Annotated in this window: 14 protein-coding genes and 9 pseudogenes; 11 read left to right on the plus strand and 12 right to left on the minus strand. The window is 44.0% G+C overall.

Going from position 1 to position 22,667, the window contains the following annotated elements:
- Nucleotides 1–285: 285 nt before the first annotated feature.
- A pseudogene (locus DXE37_RS08275) lies at nucleotides 286–1,202 on the minus strand (family 2A encapsulin nanocompartment shell protein).
- A gap of 58 nt (nucleotides 1,203–1,260) precedes the next feature.
- Entirely contained in the window at nucleotides 1,261–2,169 is a 909-nt protein-coding gene (gene epsC, locus DXE37_RS08280; RefSeq protein ID WP_114637159.1) for a serine O-acetyltransferase EpsC, read from the minus strand.
- Nucleotides 2,170–2,319: 150 nt separating this feature from the next.
- Between epsC and DXE37_RS08285 the strand changes: the two genes are divergently transcribed.
- From DXE37_RS08285 to DXE37_RS08340, 9 genes and pseudogenes are all read left to right on the plus strand, one after another.
- Complete coding sequence (locus DXE37_RS08285) at nucleotides 2,320–2,901, plus strand: RBBP9/YdeN family alpha/beta hydrolase (protein WP_114637160.1); 582 nt, start codon at nucleotides 2,320–2,322, stop codon at nucleotides 2,899–2,901.
- Nucleotides 2,902–3,329: 428 nt separating this feature from the next.
- Entirely contained in the window at nucleotides 3,330–4,361 is a 1,032-nt protein-coding gene (locus tag DXE37_RS08295; RefSeq protein ID WP_415066950.1) for a sulfate ABC transporter substrate-binding protein, read from the plus strand.
- Between the two features lie 147 nt (nucleotides 4,362–4,508).
- Nucleotides 4,509–5,349: pseudogene (gene cysT, locus DXE37_RS08300) on the plus strand (sulfate ABC transporter permease subunit CysT).
- Nucleotides 5,349–6,219, plus strand: a pseudogene (gene cysW / locus DXE37_RS08305) (sulfate ABC transporter permease subunit CysW). The pseudogenes cysT and cysW overlap by 1 nt, the downstream one beginning before the upstream one ends.
- Nucleotides 6,216–7,303: pseudogene (locus tag DXE37_RS14410) on the plus strand (sulfate/molybdate ABC transporter ATP-binding protein). Before cysW ends, DXE37_RS14410 begins: the two co-directional pseudogenes overlap by 4 nt.
- Before the next feature lie 17 nt (nucleotides 7,304–7,320).
- A pseudogene (locus DXE37_RS08325) lies at nucleotides 7,321–8,258 on the plus strand (CysB family HTH-type transcriptional regulator).
- Nucleotides 8,259–8,324: 66 nt separating this feature from the next.
- Nucleotides 8,325–9,030: pseudogene (locus tag DXE37_RS08330) on the plus strand (phosphoadenylyl-sulfate reductase).
- A 26-nt stretch (nucleotides 9,031–9,056) separates the two neighbouring features.
- A pseudogene (gene cysD / locus DXE37_RS08335) lies at nucleotides 9,057–9,928 on the plus strand (sulfate adenylyltransferase subunit CysD).
- Nucleotides 9,928–11,275: pseudogene (locus DXE37_RS08340) on the plus strand (sulfate adenylyltransferase subunit 1). Before cysD ends, DXE37_RS08340 begins: the two co-directional pseudogenes overlap by 1 nt.
- Here DXE37_RS08340 and DXE37_RS14415 read toward each other — a convergent pair.
- From DXE37_RS14415 to uvrB, 10 genes are all read right to left on the minus strand, one after another.
- Complete coding sequence (locus DXE37_RS14415; protein WP_114637165.1) at nucleotides 11,210–11,533, minus strand: DUF2325 domain-containing protein; 324 nt, start codon at nucleotides 11,531–11,533, stop codon at nucleotides 11,210–11,212. The pseudogene DXE37_RS08340 and the gene DXE37_RS14415 overlap by 66 nt on opposite strands.
- A gap of 283 nt (nucleotides 11,534–11,816) precedes the next feature.
- Nucleotides 11,817–12,248, minus strand: coding sequence for a cupin domain-containing protein (locus DXE37_RS08350; RefSeq protein WP_114637166.1), 432 nt, complete (start codon nucleotides 12,246–12,248; stop codon nucleotides 11,817–11,819).
- A 9-nt stretch (nucleotides 12,249–12,257) separates the two neighbouring features.
- Entirely contained in the window at nucleotides 12,258–12,596 is a 339-nt protein-coding gene (gene fdx, locus DXE37_RS08355) for an ISC system 2Fe-2S type ferredoxin (protein WP_114637167.1), read from the minus strand.
- 28 nt (nucleotides 12,597–12,624) lie between these two features.
- Nucleotides 12,625–14,490 carry a Fe-S protein assembly chaperone HscA gene (hscA, locus tag DXE37_RS08360; RefSeq protein ID WP_114637168.1) on the minus strand — a complete coding sequence of 622 codons (1,866 nt, stop codon included), beginning with the start codon at nucleotides 14,488–14,490 and terminating at the stop codon, nucleotides 12,625–12,627.
- 26 nt (nucleotides 14,491–14,516) lie between these two features.
- Nucleotides 14,517–15,044, minus strand: coding sequence for a Fe-S protein assembly co-chaperone HscB (gene hscB, locus DXE37_RS08365; RefSeq protein ID WP_231971284.1), 528 nt, complete (start codon nucleotides 15,042–15,044; stop codon nucleotides 14,517–14,519).
- Nucleotides 15,022–15,345 (minus strand): iron-sulfur cluster assembly protein IscA, encoded by a 324-nt coding sequence (gene iscA / locus DXE37_RS08370; protein ID WP_114637170.1) that lies wholly within the window; start codon nucleotides 15,343–15,345, stop codon nucleotides 15,022–15,024. Before iscA ends, hscB begins: the two co-directional genes overlap by 23 nt.
- 31 nt (nucleotides 15,346–15,376) lie before the next feature.
- The gene (gene iscU, locus DXE37_RS08375; protein ID WP_114637171.1) at nucleotides 15,377–15,763 is read right to left on the minus strand and encodes a Fe-S cluster assembly scaffold IscU; all 387 of its coding nucleotides are present in this window, start codon (nucleotides 15,761–15,763) and stop codon (nucleotides 15,377–15,379) included.
- Between the two features lie 39 nt (nucleotides 15,764–15,802).
- Entirely contained in the window at nucleotides 15,803–17,062 is a 1,260-nt protein-coding gene (locus DXE37_RS08380) for an IscS subfamily cysteine desulfurase (RefSeq protein WP_114637172.1), read from the minus strand.
- A 27-nt stretch (nucleotides 17,063–17,089) separates the two neighbouring features.
- Complete coding sequence (locus tag DXE37_RS08385) at nucleotides 17,090–17,659, minus strand: Fe-S cluster assembly transcription factor (RefSeq protein ID WP_114637173.1); 570 nt, start codon at nucleotides 17,657–17,659, stop codon at nucleotides 17,090–17,092.
- A gap of 137 nt (nucleotides 17,660–17,796) precedes the next feature.
- Nucleotides 17,797–19,956, minus strand: a complete 2,160-nt coding sequence (gene uvrB, locus DXE37_RS08390; protein ID WP_231971285.1) for an excinuclease ABC subunit UvrB — start codon at nucleotides 19,954–19,956, stop codon at nucleotides 17,797–17,799.
- A gap of 151 nt (nucleotides 19,957–20,107) precedes the next feature.
- Here uvrB and DXE37_RS08395 point away from each other — a divergent pair, with 151 nt between their 5' ends.
- Nucleotides 20,108–21,307, plus strand: a complete 1,200-nt coding sequence (locus tag DXE37_RS08395) for an amino acid aminotransferase (RefSeq protein ID WP_114637174.1) — start codon at nucleotides 20,108–20,110, stop codon at nucleotides 21,305–21,307.
- A 41-nt stretch (nucleotides 21,308–21,348) separates the two neighbouring features.
- Nucleotides 21,349–22,664 (plus strand): annotated as a pseudogene (locus DXE37_RS08400) (polyhydroxyalkanoate depolymerase).
- Nucleotides 22,665–22,667: the final 3 nt, after the last annotated feature.

The raw sequence follows: 22,667 nt of genomic DNA on the forward strand, positions 1-22,667 counted from the left end.
TTTGGAATGAACTGTTCGGCCCCAAAACTTCTACCCAATGAAAGTGAACTTGGGTTCTGAGCAAGCAAATCATGGCCAGCTTGTTGCTGTACCCCTCCTAAAGCGAGTTGCGCTAATGCACCAATATCCAATCCTGCTAAAGGTTGAAATGAATGGCTAGCTACTCCACTGGGCAATCTACCCCGTGAATCACCAAGAGCCGTGGGGGTAGGCTGAGTATCAGAAAAATTCTGATTAGCCAGGTCTGCCAACACTTTGGGATCTAAGTACCCCACTTGATATTGATTACTTGTACTCATGGTATTTGCCAACCTCAACACCATCAAGTACTGCGAGAGCGTCATCTGTCAATACAGCCAAAGAGCAATACAAAGAAACTAAGTAGGAAGCAATAGCCTTGTTATTGATACCCATAAAGCGGACTGATAGGCCTAGATTTTGTTCACCCGGTAAATTTGGTTGATATAAACCAACTACGCCCTGCTTTTTCTCGCCAGATCTAATTAATAAAATAGAAGACTTTCCGTCTTGAATCTTCACTTTGTCTGAGGGAGCTAGCGGAACACCGCGCCAAGTCAAAAATTGACTGCCAAATAGTCCAACCGTAGGGGGAGAAACGCCACGACGGGTGCACTCACGACCAAAAGCGGCAATAGCTTTGGGGTGGGCCAAGAAGAAACCAGACTCCTTCCAAACTTTAGTCAATAGTTCATCTAAGTCATCCGGCGTTGGCGCGCCAGTTCGAGTCTTAATACGCTAATCAGGGGCAACACTTGCTAATAAACCATACTCAGCATTATTGATTAACTCCCCCTCTTGTCGCTCCTTCGCCGTCTCTATAGTTAAACGCAACTGTTCGCTAGTTTGGTTATATGGACTGCTATATAAATCTGAAATACGGGTATGTACATCTAATACGGTATTAACCGCGCTTAAAAAGTACTCACGTGGTGGAATCATAATCAACAAAAGTTTGAGGTAACACGCGCTCATTATCACGACTAGAACAGTCTGTTAACACCTCAGATGGGTAATCACCTTGTTTAGGCGATAGATCCCCGCCTCAACAGGAACCCAGCCCAGCAACTGGGTTAACCATCGAGGAGAAATCGTAGATAGTTGAGGTACGGTTTTGTTGCATTGGCTAATTACCGTGCTGCCAAATCACCTAATGCTGTTGGGCTTTGAATTACTTCTGCCATAAATACTCCTGTAGTGGTTGATTAAAAAAAATAAATAAAAAAATATTGATCGAGCTGTTTAGTGCCCAAGTGTTTGTGCTTGAGAAATATTGCTATCTGGTGGAACGCTCTTGGTCAGCCAAACATTTCCACCAATAGTTGATCTCGCTCCAATAGTGATGCGCCCAAGCACAGTCGCACCCGCATAAATAACAACGTCATCTTCAAGAATGGGGTGTCTATCGGCGCCTTTAATTAAGTTGCCTTCGTCATCCTCCGGAAAGCGCTTGGCACCCAAAGTAACGGCCTGATAAAGGCGGACATTCTTTCCTAAAACAGCTGTTTGTCCAATGACAACTCCTGTTCCGTGATCGATAAAAAACCCTTCATCAATCTGAGCACCTAGGTGAATATCAACCCCAGTTCTTGAATGGGCAATTTCAGATATAAACCTAACTAAAAGTGGCGTGCCCAATTGATAAAGAGCATGCGCAATTCGATAGTGAATTACGGCACTCACTCCAGGGTAACACAATAAGACTTCAGAAACGCTAGTAGCAGCGGGATCACCGCTCATTGCAGCTCGGATATCACTCACTATCAAAGCGCGGATAGTTGGAAGCTCAGCACTAAACTGGCCTGTAATTTTTTCAGCCAAGATATTAAAAGCAGCTTCTTCCTCGAGATTGCTACTTGAAGAAAAATATAAGCTGCGACGAACTTGTTCAGAAAGCTGCCTTAAGGCGATACTTAAAACATTGCCAACAAAGCAATCAATGCTTTCATCCGTAAGATCTGCACGTCTGTAGTGCGTTGGAAATAATGCTGCAAATAATCCCGCCAGAATGTCTTTTAAGACTTCCCCAGATGGGAGCTCTCGAACTTTTCCTAAATGACGGATCTTATGAGTTTCTTCTCTTGAACGACGTAAATCTCCAACGACTCGTGACAAGTTGAAAAAAGCGGGTACCTGCTGAAAATTAGACATAAAACACTTGCTTAATAAGTTAACAAATGCAATTTATGACCAAATCAAATAAATGAGAACTAAGAATTACATCTAAGCATTCCTAAATATCAATAGCAGAAATTCTTGACTCTAAAAAGTGGTTTCACGCTTATAGTTAACACTTAAATCATGACGAATGAAACTACACTGATCATTCCCGGTTTCCTTGGAAGCGAGGACGCGCATTGGCAAAGCTGGATTGAGAGACAAATTTGCTCGTCATATCGCGTGCAGCAAGAATGGGATAAACCCGGACTCTCTCACTGGGTTGAAGCAATCATTCAGGCAATTGGCTCTACCAACGATAGGGTGTGGTTGCTAGCTCATAGCTTTGGGTGTTTGGCTGCAGTCACGGCTGGGTTAGAGCGGGCAGATAAAGTGGGCGGTGCAATGTTGATAGCTCCCGCTGATCCAGGGCGCTTTACATTACAAGGCATCAAAAACACTCAGTCAGCTGACCAAGAGAGTATTCAGGCCATGATTCCTGGCGAACCTCTTCCGTTTCCCAGTCTAGTAATCGCAAGCAGCAATGACCCATGGATGCAATCAAATAAAGCACAACTATGGAGTAGTTGCTGGGGTAGCGAATTTATTTGTTTACAAAATGCTGGGCATATTAATGTGGAAGCAGGATTTGGCCCTTGGCCTGAGGGGCTAAATTACTTTAAGAGGTTTCAAGAAACCCATCAAAAAGCCCTCCAATACACTTAGTACAAATTGCTAGGTGCCAATACCTACCAAAGAAAAGAGGTCTGGTCGACTGATGCACCCGTATCTTCATCATTAAGGATAGCTTGAACTATTAAGTAGATGCCCCCTGCCATTCCAAATGCAATAAGGAAAATAATTGCTAGCTCGTTTGAGCTTACCCCATCATCCTTAAATACCCTCTTCAATGGCACATAGGTAAATGCCAAATTCCTTGAGAGAGCCAAGAGCGCGCATCCAATAATTGCTCCAAAAGCTGATGACAAAGAATTCATAATTACACTCCCATTGATGATGTCATTCATCATATTGAGAGACTATCGCAATTAAAACCAAGTATTTTTCATATCTATTCCTATATTTTTGATATAGAGAATCAAGATATAGATAATACTTTTTCTTTCTTTTATTCCAATCTCAAAAAGCATAAATTGATTGTTCGAAAGAAAGGAATTGCAATGAAATATCGTGGTCTATCAAAAATCTTAGCCGCCCTTTTATTAGGGGCCGGCCTACTCTCCACTAGCTTTGCGCAACAAAGCATTCTGAATGTCTCTTACGACCCTACGCGCGAACTTTATCAAGATTACGACAAGGTCTTTTCAGCCGACTGGAAGAAATCTAGCGGCCAAGAAATTACCATCAAACAGTCTCATGGTGGCTATGGAAAGCAAGCTCGAGCTGTTTTAGATGGGCTTGATGCTGACGTTGTCACCCTTGCTTTAGCCTATGACATTGACATACTGGCCGACAAAGGATTGGTTGCAAAGGATTGGCAAAAGAAATTTAAAGATAACGCCTCACCACATACATCAACGATTGTCTTTCTAGTAAGAAAAGGAAATCCAAAGGGCATTAAAGACTGGAATGACCTAGTCAAGCCCAGTATTGAAGTCATTACGCCCAACCCCAAAACATCGGGTGGAGCACGCTGGAATTATTTAGCAGCATGGGCTTATGCACTTAAACAACCCGATGGCAATGAGGTTAAAGCGAAAGAATTTGTCAAAAAACTCTATGCCAATGTAAAGGTATTGGATTCTGGAGTTCGTGGAGCTACAACCACCTTTGCTGAGCGAGGAATTGGCGATGTATTACTTGCATGGGAGAATGAAGCCTTCTTGGCAATAAAGGAATTGGGGCCTGAAAAATTTGAAATCGTTACTCCATCCCTATCCATATTGGCTAAGCCACCCGTTGCTGTAGTGGATAAAGTAGTGGATAAAAAGGGTACCCGTAAAGTAGCAACAGCCTACTTGCAGAATCTATACACCCCTGAAGGTCAGGAGATTGCGGCTCAAAATTACTATCGACCACGTGACCCTAAGGTTGCCGCTAAATATGCTAACCAGTTTGCAAAAGTCAAATTAGTCACGATTGATCAAGTATTTGGCGGTTGGCATAAAGCGCAAAAGACCCACTTTAATGATGGTGGGATATTCGATGAAATTATTATCAAATAACAAAATCATCTAAAGACTTTAAACACAAGAGCCCGGACAACAATATCCGGGCTTTTTCTTTACTAATAATTCTTATATGCATTTAACGTATAAGTTAATGATCTTTTCTTGTTTCCCTTTTATTAGGGCAAGCCCTAGACTCAAGGGATGCCTACAGTAAAGAAAAACAGCATATTCCCAGACTTTGGCTTATCACTTGGTTGCACGATTGTTTACTTATCAATCATTGTTTTAATTCCGTTTTCAGCGGTAATTTTCAAAACTACTAGCCTGACGTTTGGAGAATTCATTAATGAAGTCACCGCTCCACGTGTGATGGCATCGTATCGCCTCAGTTTTGGAATGGCTCTATTAGCTGGACTGATCAATACAGGTTTTGGTCTTTTACTTACTTGGTCTCTTGTACGATACGCCTTTATTGGTAAAAATTTAGTTGATGCCCTAGTTGACCTTCCCTTTGCCCTCCCCACTGCTGTTACCTGGTATCGCGCTTGCCTCCTTATACGCAAAAAATGGTTGAATTGGGCAGTATTTAGAGCCATTGGGTATCAAGATTGCCTTTACACCTTGGGGGTGTACTCGTTGCACTCATTTTTATTGGCCTATCTTTTATAGTGCGAACGGTGCAGCCCATATTAGAAGAGACTGAGATTGAATTAGAAGAGGCCTCTGCCAGTCTTGGCGCAAATCGTTGGCAAACCTTTAAAAGAGTTGTGCTTCCTATTTTGTTTCCAGCTTTATTGACGGACTTTGCCTTGGCTTTTGCAAGAGCTGTTGGGGAATATGGCTCCGTCATTTTTATTGCGGGCAATACCCCAATGGTGTCTGAGATTACACCTCTCATGATCATTACCAAGTTAGAGCAGTATGACTATGTGCTGGCGCTACTGCAATCGCTACCGTCATGCTAGCAATTTCTATGCTGCTATTGCTTGCAATTACTGGGCTTCAGGCTTGGACTGCCAAGCGGACGGGGAGAGCCCACTGATGAGCACCACTCGCTTCGAGCGCAGTAGCGCAACTCGTGACTCTGTCCTAGTTAAAACACTTGCCTTATCGCTTTCATTGGGTTTCTTTGGCATTTTCTTATTACTACCTCTTTTTTCAGTCTTTGCCGAGGCGCTACACAAGGGATGGGTTTTTTATTTCAATGCACTTACAGAGCTAGACACCTGGTCCGCAATCAAATTAACTCTCCTAGCGGCTGGAATTGCAGTTCCCCTTAACCTGGTATTTGGTGTTGCTGCCTCTTGGGCTATCGCTAAATTTGATTTCAGAGGCAAGCGCTTATTAATTACCCTGATTGATATTCCATTTTCGGTATCACCTGTTATCGCAGGCTTAATTTATGTCTTAGTCTTTGGTGCTCAAGGTTGGTTTGGCACTTGGCTAAACGATCACGACATCAGAATTATTTTTGCCATCCCCGGAATTATTTTGGCAACTATTTTTGTCACCTTTCCCTTTATTGCTCGTGAACTGATTCCCCTCATGGAAGCTCAAGGTCGCGAAGAAGAGGCGGCTACAGTCTTGGGTGCAAGTGGCTGGCAAACTTTTTGGTATGTCACGCTTCCCAATATTAAATGGGGGCTCTTGTATGGCGTGATTCTTTGTAATGCACGCGCTATGGGTGAATTCGGGGCGGTTTCAGTTGTTTCTGGACATATCCGTGAATATACCAACACCATTCCATTGCAGGTAGAGATCTTCTACAACGAATATAACTTTGTCGCTGCGTTTGCAGTGGCATCTCTACTGGCCCCTATTGGCCTTATTTACTCTGGCAGCTAAAACCTATGTTGAATGGCGCCTCAAATTTGAAACAAACGCAACACCAGCAATTGAAGGGCCACTATGAGCATTGAAGTCAAAAAATATTAACAAGACTTTTGGAAACTTTGTTGCACTCAACAATGTATCTCTTGATTTCCCTCCGGTGAGTTAGTTACTCTTCTGGACCCTTCTGGCTGCGGCAAAACCACTCTCTTAAGAATTATTGCTGGATTAGAAACTCCTGATATCGGCAATATCATTCTAGATGGAATAGATACATCTACCACTCCAGTTCGAGACAGGCAGGTGGGGTTTGTATTTCAGCACTACGCACTTTTTAAGCACATGACCGTTTTTGATAATGTAGCTTTTTGGTTTGCAGGTAGAGAATCGTAAAGAGCGTCCTAGTAAAGAAGAAATTGCGCATAAAGTCCATGAGCTTCTTAAATTAGTGCAGCTTGATTGGCTACATGATCGATTCCCAGCCCAGCTATCCGGAGGGCAACGCCAACGGATAGCCTTAGCGCGCGCTTTGGCAGTTGAACCAAAGGTACTGTTGCTTGATGAGCCTTTTGGAGCGCTTGGACGCTAAGGTTCGTAAAGAACTTCGTCGCTGGCTACGCAAGCTTCACGATGAACTTCATATTACCTCCATCTTTGTTACTCATGATCAGGAAGAGGCTCTCGAAGTAGCGGATCGTGTTGTGCTGATGAACCAAGGCAAAGTCGAGCGAATCGGCAACCCAGATGAAGTCTACGAGCACCCCGCAACCCCATTTGTCTATGGATTTTTAGGTAATGTGAACCTATTTCATGGCCGCATAGAGGGCGAAGGAATACAGGTAGGAAATGACACTCTGAATCACAATAAATCCCAAACCATTTCACAAGGCGCTTCCGTTTTAGCTTTTGTACGTCCCCATGAATTAGACATTCTCACAATGGAAGAAGAGTCAGAAGGTGTAAAAGCCACTATTGATCAAATTCTGTCATTCGGGTTGAACTCCCGGATTGAGCTGTCGGCTGAAGTAGCTCTTGAAGATGGTAATAAACAGCATTTTTATGAAGTCGAATTACCTAGAGCTGAAGTTTTGAAACGTGGTTTATCCGAAGGTCAACAAGTGCGTATCGCACCTTCCCAATTACGTGTATTTGAAAACGTTAAATAAAGAATGATCAAATTACTATGAACTTCCAGCAACTTCGTATCATCAGAGAAACAGCACAGCGCAATTTCAACCTCACAGAGGTTGGGAATGCACTGGCCACTTCACAATCAGGTGTTAGTAAACATATTCTGGATCTAGAGGATAAATTAGGCATTGAGTTATTTGTACGAAAAGGCAAAAGACTCTTATGCCTTACCGAACCAGGAAAAGAGCTTCTAACGATTGTTGAACGCATCTTGCTAGACACCAAAAATATAAAACAACTGAGAGAACAATTTAGCCAGACAGACAAGGGCCAACTTACTGTTGCCACTACTCATACTCAAGCCAGATATGCATTACCAACTGTCGTCAGTCAATTTAAGAAACGCTATCCCAAAGTCCACCTTGCCCTTCACCAAGGCAGCCCACAAGAAATTGTTGAGTTACTACTCAAGGGTCAAGCTGATATCGGCATTGCTACCGAGGCATTAGAAGGCATACCTGAATTAGTCACTTTTCCCTATTACACATGGCATCACACGGTCATTATTCCCAAAGACCATGCACTAGACGGTAAAAAAATCACTCTGGAAGACATTGCGGAATTCCCTATCGTGACCTATCAAGAAGGCTTTACCGGCAGAAAAACAATTGATCAAACCTTCTCAAATGCAGGCATTACCCCGGATATCGTGATGTCCGCTCTTGATGCCGACATAATTAAACTTATGTTGAACTAGGTCTTGGAATTGGGATTATTACCTCAATGACTTATCAAGCCGATAGGGATAGCAAACTTAGCTTATTAGATGTTGCTTCACTTTTTGAAGAAAACACCACACGCACTGCCCTCAGAAAAGGATATTTTCTGCGTGGTTTTGCATATGAGTTTATTGAACTTTGCTCACCAAAATTAGTTGAGTCAAAAATCAAGAGTGCATTAAATCCCGATGCAGATATAGATATTGATTGAATTAGGAATATTGAATGACTTTGCTCCACCCCCCCATCTCACCTTGAAAAGCCAACGTTTTGGACTATTCCATCCAGCGCTCTTACGCCAAGTGAACTTGCGCAAAAATCCCTCATCCTGCGGGAACGATTATTAGATTTATCCAAACGCTTTTCTGATGTTCGTTTTGCTACTAGTCTTGCTGCAGAAGATATGGTGCTCACAGATGCCATAAGCAAAGCAGGCGCAAAAATTCAATTGTTTACTTTAGCAACTGGATGGCTGCATCAAGAGACTATTGATATGGTGAAGACCACCGAAAACAAGTATCAAATTTCGATCGAAAAAATTTATCCTCAAGAAAGCGATGTACAAGCTTTCGTTGATCAATATGGCATGAATGGCTTCTACGATGGTGAGGAGCCTAAGAAGGCCTGTTGCGGCGCACGCAAAAGATCAAACCACTCAATGAAGCGCTATTGGGTGCTAATGCCTGGATTACCGGCCAAAGACGTGAACAATCGGCACACGTACGGAACTCAATTTTAAAGAGCATGACGATGCCCGAGGTATTGCCAAATTCAACCCATTGTTTGATTGGTCAGAAGCAGATATCTGGGCTTACATCCAACAAGAAAACGTACCCATTCATCCACTACATCTAAAGGGCTATCCCAGCATTGGTTGCGAGCCCTGTACTCGACAGGTGAAAAAAGGTGAAGACATCCGTGCTGGTCGTTGGTGGTGGCTGCAGAGCGATAGCAAAGAGTGCGGTTTACACGTCAATCAATAATTAACCTCAATAGAACGAAGTACAGTATGCAAGAACAAACATTATTAAATGATCACCTTGACTGGCTTGAGGCTGAGTCGATTTATATCATCCGCGAAGTGGTAGCTCAATGTTTAGCTCGAAAGGCATTTCAGTTCGGCGATCGCCCAGTCAAACTCCCCTTCCCCATTTTGCATATTGATACAGGCCATAACTACCCAGAGGTCATTGCCTATCGTGATGCCGTTGTAGAAAAAACTGGGGTGAAGTTAATAGTGGGCCATGTTGAAGATTCAATCAAAAAGGGTAGCGTTCGCTTACGTAAAGAAACTGATTCACGAAATGCGGCGCAAGCAGTTACCTTGCGTGAAGCGATTGCAGAACATGAATTCGATGCGCTGATGGGTGGAGCTCGCCGAGACGAAGAAAAGGCTCGTGCCAAAGAGCGCATCTTCTCTTTCCGCGATGAATTTGGTCAATGGGACCCTAAAGCGCAGCGTCCAGAGCTGTGGAATCTATATAACGCTCGCATTGCTAGAGGCGAGAATATGCGCGTGTTTCCAATCTCCAATTGGACAGAATTGGATATTTGGCAATATATTGCCCGTGAAAACTTAGAACTTCCTAGCATCTATTACACACATGAGCGTGAAGTAGTAGTGAAAAATAATTTATTAGTTCCCGTTACGAACGTTACGCCAAAGGTGCCTGGTGATATCAGCGAAATACTGAGGGTACGCTTTAGAACGGTTGGTGACATTAGCTGCACCTGTCCAGTATTAAGCGCTGCCGCCACTCCACTCGAGATCATTGCAGAAACTACAATAACAGAAATTACTGAGCGCGGCGCCACCCGCATGGATGATCAAACGAATGAGGCCTCTATGGAGCGCCGCAAAAGAAAGAAGGTTACCTCTAATGACAACAAATCTAAAACATCAAAACATAGTGCGCTTTATCACCGCCGGTAGCGTAGATGATGGTAAAAGCACTTTGATTGGACGCTTACTTTATGACACTAAATCTATTTTGGTGGATCAATTAGAGTCGCTATCCAAGACAAAGCATGCGCGCGTCACATCCTCTAATGCAGGGGTAGATTTAGCGCTACTCACGGATGGGCTAGAAGCTGAACGTGAACAGAGAATTACGATTGACGTTGCTTATCGCTACTTCTCCACTCCCAAGAGAAAATTTATTGTGGCAGATGCTCCAGGTCATGAGCAATACACTCGTAATCTAGTAACAGGAGCCTCACAGTCTGATGTAGCTGTGATATTGGTGGATGCTACACGTGTTGATTTAAATACCACCCCTGCAACTTTACTAGCCCAGACTAAACGTCATACCGCGATTGTTCATTTGCTAGGTCTTCGGCATGTGGTATTCGCAATCAATAAGATGGACTTATATGAATTTGATGAAAAGATTTTTAACACCATCAAAGAGTCAATTGAAGATCTCACGCAAAAAATTGGTTTAGCCAAGCCGACGTTAATTCCGATCTCGGCACTACTAGGCGCCAATGTCGTTAATGCAAGCAAAAGTACTCCTTAGAGTATAAAGGCCCCACTCTGCTTGAGTGGCTAGAGGGTCTGGATACTAGCCCTGAATCAGAAAAACTATCTTTGCGCCTACCGATCCAATATGTTGCACGACAGGATGGGAGTGCTTCCGATGATTTCCGGGGTTATCTTGGTGAAGTTGAATCTGGCAAGATTCGTAAAGGTCAAAAAATTAGAGTGCTACCTAGTGGCTTTGAAGCAACGGTATCGGAGATATATCTCGGCAATGGCTTTGTTAACAAACAGAGCAGTAGCAATGTGGCTGACCTAGCAGAGACTGGTCAATCTGTAGCGATTGAACTTAGCGAAGACATTGACACGTCTCTCGCGGATCTATGTTTATAAGCACTGACGATCTGAATCCACCGGTGCTTACCAAACTAATTTCTGCTGATTTATGCTGGTTAGACGTAGAGCCACTGTCATTAAGCCGTAAATACGCACTCCGACACACTACCAATACAGTTGCTGCAAAGGTGAAGGCAATTCAAAGAGTATTAGATGTTCAAACTCTATCGCATGCAAGTGATATACATGCTCTTTCAGCTAATGAAATCGGCAGAGTTGATTTTGTTTTACAAAAGCCTATTGCAGCCGACTTATTTGCTCAATCCCAGCGAACTGGCGCATTCATCTTAATTGATGAAGCGACCAATCACACAGTGGCTGCGGGCATGATTCGAGAGGCAGCATCTCAATAATTTTATATATTTATAGGCTTTGTTTGCAGTAAATAAAACTGGCACGCCCAACTGTTCTGCATTACGTTTAATTTTCCTAGCCATGCCGTGATTGAGAAAGTTAATCAAAATGACAACCAAGCGAGTGTTTTGTGGCATGTAGCGATGTGTGTCGCCGTTACGCCTAGCATCCCAATGTTGAATTTGATCGTATCCATTTTGAGCCAGGTATTTTGTAATACTCGAAATGCAATCGCCACCTACGATTAAAACCGTCATCGCGCCTCCCTTGGTTGAATTACATTCAGTTTAGAAATTACGATCCGATTAGTGAACCAAGAAATTTCGAATTATTAAGTTGATTAATTCATTAGATGGAAGAATGGATTACTAATTTACCCAAAAGAAAAGCTACCCCGAAGAATGGCTTAAAAGATTTTTTGGAGGTACTACCTAAAGAATGAACTACAACTTCATATTAATCCCGCTTTAAACATGTCTCTGAAGTAAGTGCATGATTTAGAACCAAAATGCGCTAATTTGGTGCATTAATGCCCTGAATCTAGGAGGCAGACTTCCTGATTGCTAGAGGTAAGTCTTTAGTGGTTGCATAAAAGACCACTAACTCAACTGGCTTGGATCCTTGATTCATGCCGTAATGCCACTGATCCACCAACTCAATGATGACATCACCCTTCTTAAAGTTGCGCTGGATACCACCTTCTTGCACTACGGTAATTTCGCTATCGACCACATACGCAGCATTAATTGCTGGATGTTTATGAACTGGCAAAGCAGTTTGGGGAGGAATGACATAGCGCATCACCGCAATCTCAGGGGAGCTAGTTAAATATGATGGCAAGACACTTCCAGTCCAATTACTGCCACTTCTAATAATCAGGGTAGTGATCCCAGAATATTCATCTGCATAAGATGAAATTGAAAATGCAATTCCAAAAGAAAATATGAGGCGACTATATATCGCTAACTTCATGATGAATGCTTAGTGATTTTCTTTAGCGTGATTGATTGAGTATTTTGGTATTTCGATTACCAAATCTTCTTTAGCAACAATCGCTTGGCATGAGAGACGAGATTGAGGATTTAAACCCCACGCGCGATCAAGCATGTCTTCTTCATTTTCATCCGGCGGATTCAGGCTTTGATAACCCTCTTTCACGATGACGTGGCAAGTGGTGCAAGCACACACCATATCGCACGCATGCTCAATCGGAATGTCATTTTCTAGTAACGCTTCACAAATCGATATGCCTGGGGCGACTTCAACTACAGCGCCTTCTGGACAATATTCACTATGCGGTAAGACAACTATTTGAGTCATAATTCTTTTCTATTTATATTTAGTTCGCTTAAATCTCGGCAACATTCTTGCCAGATAGAGCCTTTTGAATACTGGCGTTCATGCGTTTTTGGGCAAATTCATCAGTGGCCTTGGCTGCATGATCAACTGCTTTGCGCACAATGGCACTGTCTGTTTCTTTATTCAAAATCTGTTGCAAGATCGCCATCTCTTGATCAATGGCCACTTGCTCTTCGCTATTCAGAAGATTACGATCGCTTGCTAATGCGGTTTGCACAGCATCTAGTAAACGTTGTGCATTAACCTGTTCTTCACGCAGAGATCTAGAAAGCAAATCTTCTTTAGCGGATGCAAAACCATCTTGTAGCATGCGAGCAATTTCAGAATCAGTTAAGCCATAGGAAGGTTTGATATCAATGGACGCCTTCACACCAGAGCCTTGTTCAATTGCACTCACAGAAAGCAGGCCATCCGCATCCACTTGGAAAGTCACGCGTATCCGCGCTGCTCCAGCTGCCATCGCTGGAATGCCCCGTAATTCAAACTTACCTAAAGAGCGACAGTCTTGTGCCAACTCGCGCTCACCTTGCACTACCTGAATAGCTAAAGCAGTCTGACCATCTTTAAAGGTGGTGAAATCCTGCGCCCTAGCAACCGGAATAGGCATATTCCGTGGAATGCTTTTTTCAACCAAACCACCCATAGTTTCAATACCTAAGGACAATGGGATCACATCTAATAAAAGCCACTCGTCATCTTTACTTTGATTGCCTGCCAATAAATCAGCCTGCATTGCGGCACCAAGAGCTACTACTTGATCAGGGTTGAGATTATTTAATGGCTGCGTGCCAAACAACTCACCGACAGCTCGCTGAACATTTGGCATCCGGGTTGAACCGCCAACCATCACAACACCCTTAACATCTTCGGCCTTAAGTCCAGCATCACGCAAAGCCTTTTTGCATGCTAATAGAGTTTTGGTGACTAAGTTCTGAGTGATCTCAAAAAACTGAGCCTGACTAACACCAACATTCACCACTGTTCCGTCTGCCAGCTTCTCATGCACCCGCGCTAAAGGATTGTGGCTGAGTTGCTCTTTAGCGTGCTTACAGGCCTGCAACAAAGTACGATGATCATGAATGGATAGCGGTGGAAGCTTCGCCTGCTCAATTACCCAGCAATACAAGCGGTGATCAAAGTCATCCCCGCCTAGGGCAGAGTCACCACCAGTAGAAAGCACTTCAAATACTCCTCTACTCATCCGCAGGATAGAGATATCAAAGGTGCCCCCACCTAAGTCATAAACGGCATAGACACCTTCGGAAGCATTATCTAAGCCATAAGCAATCGCTGCAGCAGTAGGCTCATTTAATAAACGCAACACCTCAATGCCTGCTAATTTCGCAGCATCTTTTGTCGCCTGACGTTGTGCGTCATCAAAATACGCTGGCACTGTAATCACCGCACCAACAATTTCTTCAGAAACTGAGTCTTCGGCTAACTGACGCAAATGAGCCAATATTTCTGCTGAAACTTCAATAGGACTTTTATCGCCAGCGACAGTTCTCAGCTTGAGCATTCCCGGTTGATCTACAAAATCGTATGGAGCACTTTCAATATGTTCCACATCGAGCAATCCGCGACCCATGAAGCGCTTTACTGAAACGATGGTGTTCTTAGGGTCGATGACTACGCTATCTAGCGCTTCAAAGCCAGCTTGGGTGCGACCATTGGGTAAATAACGAATAACAGAAGGTAGTAACTCACGTCCTTGTGCGTCTGGCAATACCTTAGGCAAGGCATCACGCACTATGGCAACCAAAGAATTCGTGGTTCCCAAATCAATGCCCACGGCAATACGGTGCTGATGTGGCGCTAGCGATTTACCGGGTTCTGAGATTTGTAATAAGGCCATAGAAGATTGAGTGTAATTTAACCTAGCTATACCAAAGCAGAAATAGCGTCATCTAGCTCTACAGCAAACTTATCAATAAAGAGTAAGCCACGCAGTAACTCTGCGGCACGCACATAGTTTTTAGCGCCGTCAATTGCCTGGGTGATCTCTGCGAGAGTATCTTGCTTGGATTGCTCCACTTCGGCCATCAAAGCCTCTAATGTAGGCAAATCCTCTGCCTGATCGTCTAGATACTCGCGCCACTCCATTTGCTTCATAAGAAAAGCAGCAGACATCGCAGTATTGGTTTCTAGCTTGGCATCAACACCATGAAGCTGGCAAATATAAAGGCCGCGCTGCACAGGGTTCTTGAGTGTTTGAAAAGCAGTATTTGCGAAGGTGGCCATTTGCATCGCCAAACGCTGCTCTGTATCGCTACCGCGCGCATGGCGATCCGGATGCACCTCCTTCTGAACTGCTAGGTAAGCCTGGTCAAGGACAGGCAAGTCGATTTTGAATTGCTGATTTAAACCAAAGAAGCGGAAGTAATCGTTAGACGCGGAAGGATTCGCCACAACCACACTCATCTTTTACGTTTGGATTCTGAAACTTAAATCCTTCATTCAAACCCTCGCGTACAAAGTCTAGTTCAGCCCCATCTAAATAGGCCAAGCTCTTTGGATCTACGAATACCTTAACGCCATTGGACTCAAACACTTGGTCTTCAGCAGCTGGTTCATCAACATACTCAAGTTGATATGCCAAGCCGGAACAGCCTGTTGTTCGAACACCCAAGCGTAAGCCACATCCTTTGCCACGCTTCTCCAAATTGCGGTTTACGTGCGCAGCTGCTTTGTCAGTTAAAGTAATTGCCATAGTTTTAAATCTTTTTGTTTACTTCGTTTCTTTATTTCGCCGGATGCTTTTCTTTGTAATCCGCTACTGCCGCTTTAATTGCATCTTCTGCCAAAATAGAGCAGTGAATTTTTATTGGCGGCAAAGCCATCTCTTCAGCAATGAGTGAATTCTTAATCTCTAATGCTTGATCTAAAGTTTTACCTTTCACCCATTCCGTTACTAATGAAGATGATGCAATGGCAGAGCCGCAACCATAGGTCTTAAACTTTGCATCTTCAATCACACCTTGATCATTTACGCGAATTTGTAATTTCATGACGTCGCCACAGGCTGGAGCACCAACCATACCAGTACCAACACTATCGTCACCCTTCTCAAATGAGCCAACGTTACGGGGGTTTTCGTAGTGGTCTATGACCTTTTCGCTATATGCCATGGTATTTCCTCTTTAATTTTTTATGCTTAATATTTCTTTTTAATGTGCAGCCCATTGAATCGTGTTCAGATCGATTCCATCTTTGTACATTTCCCAAAGTGGTGATAGCTCGCGCAACTTGGCAATCTTTTCCTTCACCAACTTGATAGTGAAATCCACCTCCTCTTCGGTTGTAAAGCGACCCAAGGTAAAACGAATCGAACTATGCGCCAACTCATCATTGCGACCCAAAGCTCGCAATACATAAGATGGCTCCAAAGATGCTGAGGTACAGGCTGATCCAGATGAGATGGCCAAATCTTTGAGCGCCATCAACATAGACTCGCCTTCTACGTAGTTAAAACTAATGTTGAGGTTATGAGGGACACGATTGTCCATGTCGCCATTGACATAAACCTCTTCAATATCTTTTAAGCCATTTAATAAACGATCGCGCAAGGCACGGATACGTTTATTTTCTTCAGCCATTTCAATACGGGCAATGCGGAATGCTTCGCCCATGCCTACAATTTGATGAATTGCTAGCGTTCCTGAACGCATACCGCGCTCATGACCACCGCCATGAATTTGTGCCTCAATACGAATACGAGGCTTACGACGCACAAACAAAGCACCAATACCTTTAGGGCCATATGTCTTGTGAGCAGAAAAACTCATCAAATCAACTTTAATCTTTTCGAGGTCAATTTCCACTTTACCAGTTGCTTGCGCCGCATCCACATGGAAAACTACGCCACGTGAGCGACACAAATCTCCAATCGCTGAAATATCTTGAACAACTCCAATTTCGTTATTGACATACATTACTGAAGTCAAAATGGTGCCTGGCTTCATGGCTGTTTCTAGTTGTGCAAAATCAATCAAACCATTGGGCAACACGTCTAGGTAAGTCACTTCATACCCTTCACGCTCAAGCTCACGACAAGTATCTGAAGTGGCTTTATGCTCAGTCTTGACGGTAATGATGTGATTGCCGCGATCTTTATAGAAATGCGCTGCACCTTTTAATGCCAAGTTAATACTTTCTGTAGCGCCACTGGTAAAGACGATTTCTCTTGGATCAGCATGCACCAATTGAGCAACCTCTGAACGCGCCCATTCAACAGCTTCTTCTGCAGCCCAACCATAAGCATGGCTACGCGAAGCAGCATTACCAAACTGCTCGCGCAAATATGGCAGCATTTTGTCGACCACACGGGGATCAATCGGTGTTGTAGCGGAATAGTCCATATACACAGGGAAGTGTTTAGGACTAAACATCGGAACCGGTTGTTGTGGCAGGTCTTTTGGGGCGTTCATGGTTTATCTATCGGTGGTAATACGTTATTAACTTTGTCGCGCTAAATTGAATACGGAATTCACTAAAGGCGCCTTAGGGGCTATCTCTTTTTTCGCTACAAGCACAGGCGCAGGCTTATCTGCTTTTGCGCTTTCAACTTTGACTTTCTTCTGACGCATGTCTTGGATGACGATACCTCGCCCTTCTTGCTGTTGAACCAAATCTTTTAGGCTCACTAAGCTGAGGTACTCAACCATTTTGGAGTTGAGATTGCTCCAAAGATCGTGGGTCATACAACGCCCATGATTTTCGTCATCGGTATGACAGTTCCCTTTACCACCGCACTGAGTAGCATCGAGAGGCTCATCGACGGCAACAATAATGTCAGCAACACTCACCTCAGAAGAAGGACGGGCTAGGGTGTAACCACCGCCAGGACCACGCGTACTCTCCACAATATTGAAGCGACGTAATTTTCCGAACAATTGCTCGAGGTAGGAAAGGGAAATCTTTTGTCTTTGACTAATTCCGGCCAAAGTTACAGGACCATGCGTCTCACGCAGGGCTAAATCAATCATTGCGGTTACTGCAAAACGACCTTTGGTTGTAATTCTCATATGTCACCTTGGTAATGGATTGTTATGGACAGCTAACAGTCGGGCGGGTAATACCCGACTATTCCACTCAACTTTAACATATGCCCTAGCAATCTGCTCGGGAATTATCCCAAAAATCCCTAAGGACGGCGAGGAATCTAGCCGATCGAGTCTCTAGACCGCGCTCCAAAGGCCATTTCTTTGACCCTTGTGAGCCTATCTCGAGTGCTAGCAGCCTTTTCAAACTCCAAATTCTTGGCTTCAGCGTTCATTTGCTTCTCAAGACGCTTAATTTCAGCCGCTAAGTCCTTCTCGCCCATATCTTCATAGCAAGACCCTCTCTCCTGCTCCACCTGCATCTCCTGACGCCTCTCTTTGACGTCATAAACGCCATCAATGATGTCCTTAATGCGCTTTTGGACCCCTTTGGGCTCAATGCCATGTAATTTATTGAAGGCGATTTGCTTAGTACGGCGCCTTTCGGTCTCCCCCATGGCGCGTTTCATGGAATCAGTGATTCGGTCAGCATACAAAATAGCTTTGCCGCGGACGTTACGAGCAGCGCGCCCAATGGTTTGAATCAAACTTCTCTCGGAACGCAAGAATCCTTCCTTATCGGCATCCAAAATTGCCACTAGAGAAACCTCTGGAATATCCAAGCCTTCGCGCAATAAGTTAATGCCAACCAATACATCAAAGACGCCCAAACGTAAATCTCGCAAAATCTCTACACGTTCAACGGTATCGATATCTGAGTGAACATAACGAACTTTCACGCCATTATCAGAAAGATAGTCTGTTAATTGTTCTGCCATGCGTTTAGTGAGGACCGTCACCAATACACGCCCCCCTACTTTGACGCGTGCATGTATTTGATCCAACAAATCATCAACTTGCGTGCTTGCTGGTAAGACTTCAATTTCTGGATCAACCAAACCTGTTGGTCTAACAACTTGCTCCACCACCTGACCTTGATGCGTATTCTCATAATCAGCCGGTGTTGCAGAAACAAAGATGGTTTGACGCATCTTAGTTTCAAACTCAGTAAATTTGAGTGGGCGATTATCCATTGCTGATGGCAAACGAAAACCAAATTCCGCCAAAGTATGTTTACGAGATTTATCGCCGTTATACATTGCATTGAGTTGCCCAATCAGGACATGGCTCTCATCCAAGAACATCAATGCATCGTTGGGCAGGTAATCCACCAGCGTTGGCGGGGCTTCACCTGGGGCTGCGCCTGAAAGGTGGCGAGAGTAGTTTTCGATCCCTTTGCAAAAACCTAATTCATTGAGCATCTCTAAATCAAAACGTGTGCGTTGCTCAAGACGTTGCGCTTCTACCAACTTACCATCTTTTACGAACTCATCTAAGCGTGTACGGAGCTCGGCTTTAATGGTTTCAATTGCTTTTAAAACAGTATCGCGTGGTGTGACGTAATGTGAACTTGGATAAACAGTAAAGCGTGGAATCTTTTGTCGAATTTTTCCTGTAAGCGGATCAAAGAATTGCAAACTCTCCACTACATCATCAAACAATTCCACTCGCACTGCCAACTCGTTATGTTCGGCAGGGAAAATATCAATCGTGTCACCGCGCACGCGAAACACACCACGTTTGAAATCAGTTTCATTACGGTCGTATTGCATAGCAATGAGGCGCATCAGAATATCGCGCTGACTCATCTTGTCGCCTGGGCGCAATGTCATCACCATACTGTGATAGTCGCCAGGATTACCAATGCCGTAAATAGCAGATACTGTTGCAACTATGATGACGTCACGACGCTCCAATAGACTCTTGGTTGCCGATAAACGCATCTGCTCGATGTGCTCATTAATGGAAGAGTCTTTTTCAATAAATAGATCACGCTGAGGAACATAGGCCTCGGGCTGGTAATAGTCGTAATAGCTGACGAAGTACTCGACTGCGTTTTTTGGGAAAAACTCCCTAAATTCGCTATAAAGCTGGGCAGCCAAGGTCTTATTAGGGGCAAAAATAATGGCTGGACGACCCGTTCTGGCGATGACATTGGCCATAGTGAAGGTCTTTCCGGACCCGGTGACCCCTAATAAAGTCTGAAAGGTCAGGCCATCCTCAATACCCTCCACCAAGGCATCAATGGCTTGGGGCTGGTCTCCAGCCGGGGGAAACGGCTGGTAAAGCTGATAAGGGGAGTCCGGGAAGGTAACAAGCTTAGCCGGATCAAGGTCGTGACCTACCTCACCCAAGGGATCGGCCGTTGGGGTTTTATTCACAACTTTTACTTCAGAATTTGATCCAGTTTTAGGTAACTTAGGGGGCATCTCGGCTATCATTTCACCTGTGAGATTAATTCACAGCGAATTTTGTACAAACATTGATTTTGCCGTTTTTCTTTGGAAATAGTTGATTCTAGCCTCAAAAACCGACAATTTTTAACGTCAATTACGAACAAAACTACCTTAAAACTACCACTTTCGACCTCAAATGGCCCTGTTTACCTCCGTCCAATTAGCCCCTAAAGATCCTATTTTTGGTCTCACAGAAGCCTACGTTGCCGACCAACGCGTTGACAAAGTGAACTTAGGCGTTGGTGTTTATTACACAGACGAAGGCAAGGTTCCACTTTTAAAAGCGGTCATTAAAGCGGAAGAAGCGATTGTTGCAAAGCACTTACCGCGTAGCTATATCCCCATCGAAGGACCGAACCCTTACAACAGTGCAGTGCAAAACTTATTGTTTGGTACTGACTCAGCGCTTATTAAAGATGGTCGCGTTGTGACTGCCGAATGTTTGGGCGGTACAGGCGCATTACGTGTTGGCGCTGACTTCATCAAGCATCTGAACTTAAATGCACCATGCGCTATTAGCAACCCAACATGGGAAAACCATCGCGGCATTTTTGAATCTGCCGGCTTTGATGTAGTTGAGTACACCTACTTCGACGGCAAAACACGTGGCGTTGATTTTGACGGCATGGTGAAATCTTTAGAGTCTTTCCCAAAGAACACAACAGTGTTGTTACACGCTTGTTGCCACAACCCAACTGGTGCAGATATTGCTGAAGCCCAATGGCGTCAAGTGATTGATATCTGTAAGAACAAGGGCCTTATCCCCTTCTTAGATATGGCCTACCAAGGATTTGCGGCCGGGATTGAGCAAGATGGTATTACAGTTCGCCTCTTTGCTGAATCTGGCATGTCTTTCTTTGTATCCAACTCTTTTTCCAAGTCATTTTCACTCTGTGGTGAACGCGTTGGCGCTCTCTCTATCGTGACACAAAGCAAAGATGAATCCACTCGCGTGCTTTCACAATTGAAGCGCGTCATTCGCACTAACTATTCCAACCCCCCAACTCATGGCGCAGCAATTACTGCAGCTGTTTTAAATTCACCAGAACTACGCAAGCTCTGGGAAGATGAGTTGGCAGAAATACGTGATCGCATTAAGTCCATGCGTCATGGTCTCGTTGAAAAACTCGCTGCAGCTGGTGTAAAGCAAAACTTTGCTTTTATCGAAAAGCAGTGTGGAATGTTTTCTTACTCTGGCCTAACAGCCGAGCAAGTTGAGCGCTTACAGAAAGAAGATGGCATTTATACCCTCTCTACTGGACGCATTTGTGTGGCAGCCCTCAATACCAAAAATATTGACAAAGTGGCTAAAGCAATCGCCCGTGTATTGGCTTAACAAAGCTTAATAAGCGGATAGACTGAATTACCGGAGGTACCATGGTATATCAGTTACACGAATTTCAAAAAGCCTTACTTCAACCCGTTAGCTCTTGGGCGCGCGGGGGGCCGCATCAGAAGCATTTATTAATGCCTCTAATCCTGCGTTAATGGTTTCAGGATCAGAGCGCGCGCCTAGCTGCTAGCTACGAACTCTTATACCGATTGGGTAAGAACTATAAGAAGCCTGAATTTGGTATTCGCTCTGTACAAGCACATGGTCGCGAAGTTGCTATTCATGAAAGAACAATCGTTGCAAAACCTTTTTGCAACTTGGTTCGATTCAAACGATTCTCAGATGATGTTGATGTCATCAAAAAAACTAAAAGATGATCCAGTGGTTTTAGTTGTTGCCCCTCTGTCTGGACAACCACTCCACATTATTGCGTGACACTGTACGCACTCTTTTGCAAGACCCTAAGGTATACATTACCGATTGGATCGACGCTCGACTAGTTCCGATTGAAGATGGTGAATTTGGTCTAGATGATTACGTTCACTATGTTCAAGAATTTATTCGCACTATTGGCGCAAAAGATTTACATGTCATTTCTGTTTGCCAGCCGACCGTACCAACCTTAGGGGCGATCTCATTGCTGGCCTCTGCGGGCGAAGCAACTCCTGCATCGATAATCATGATGGGCGGTCCAATTGATGCGCGTAAATCACCTACTGCTGTTAATAACTTAGCAGATCAAAAGTCTTATGAGTAGTTTGAGAGCCATGTGATTTATAACGTTCCACCTAACTACCCAGGCGCAGGTCGTCGTGTTTACCCAGGCTTCTTGCAACATACTGGCTTTATTGCCATGAACCCACAAAACCATCTACAATCGCATTGGGACTACTTCACCAATTTAGTACGTGGTGATGAAGGGGATGCAGAGGCACACATCCGTTTCTATGATGAGTACAACGCAGTATTAAATCTGGATTCCAAATTCTATTTGGATACCATTAAAACTGTTTTCCAAGACTACGCACTACCCAATGGCACCTGGAAAGTCGCTGGTCAATTGGTTAAGCCACAAGATATTAAGAAGACTGCGCTTCTAACTGTTGAAGGTGAGCTTAACGATATCTCCAGAAGCGGTCAAACCCAATCGGCGCATGGTTTATGCACAGGCATTCCGAAAGATAATAAAGACCACCATGAAGTCGCAGGCGCAGGTCACTATGGCATCTTTGCTGGTCGCCGTTGGCGCGAGAAGGTTTATCCAAAGATTAAAACCTTTATTCGTGAGCATCAGAATACGAAAAAACTGCAACACGAACTACTAAGTCAGCGTAAATTAAGGGCTCTTCGGAGCCTTTAATTT

The sequence above is a fragment of the Polynucleobacter necessarius genome (assembly GCF_900095205.1).
Lineage (GTDB): Bacteria > Pseudomonadota > Gammaproteobacteria > Burkholderiales > Burkholderiaceae > Polynucleobacter > Polynucleobacter necessarius_E.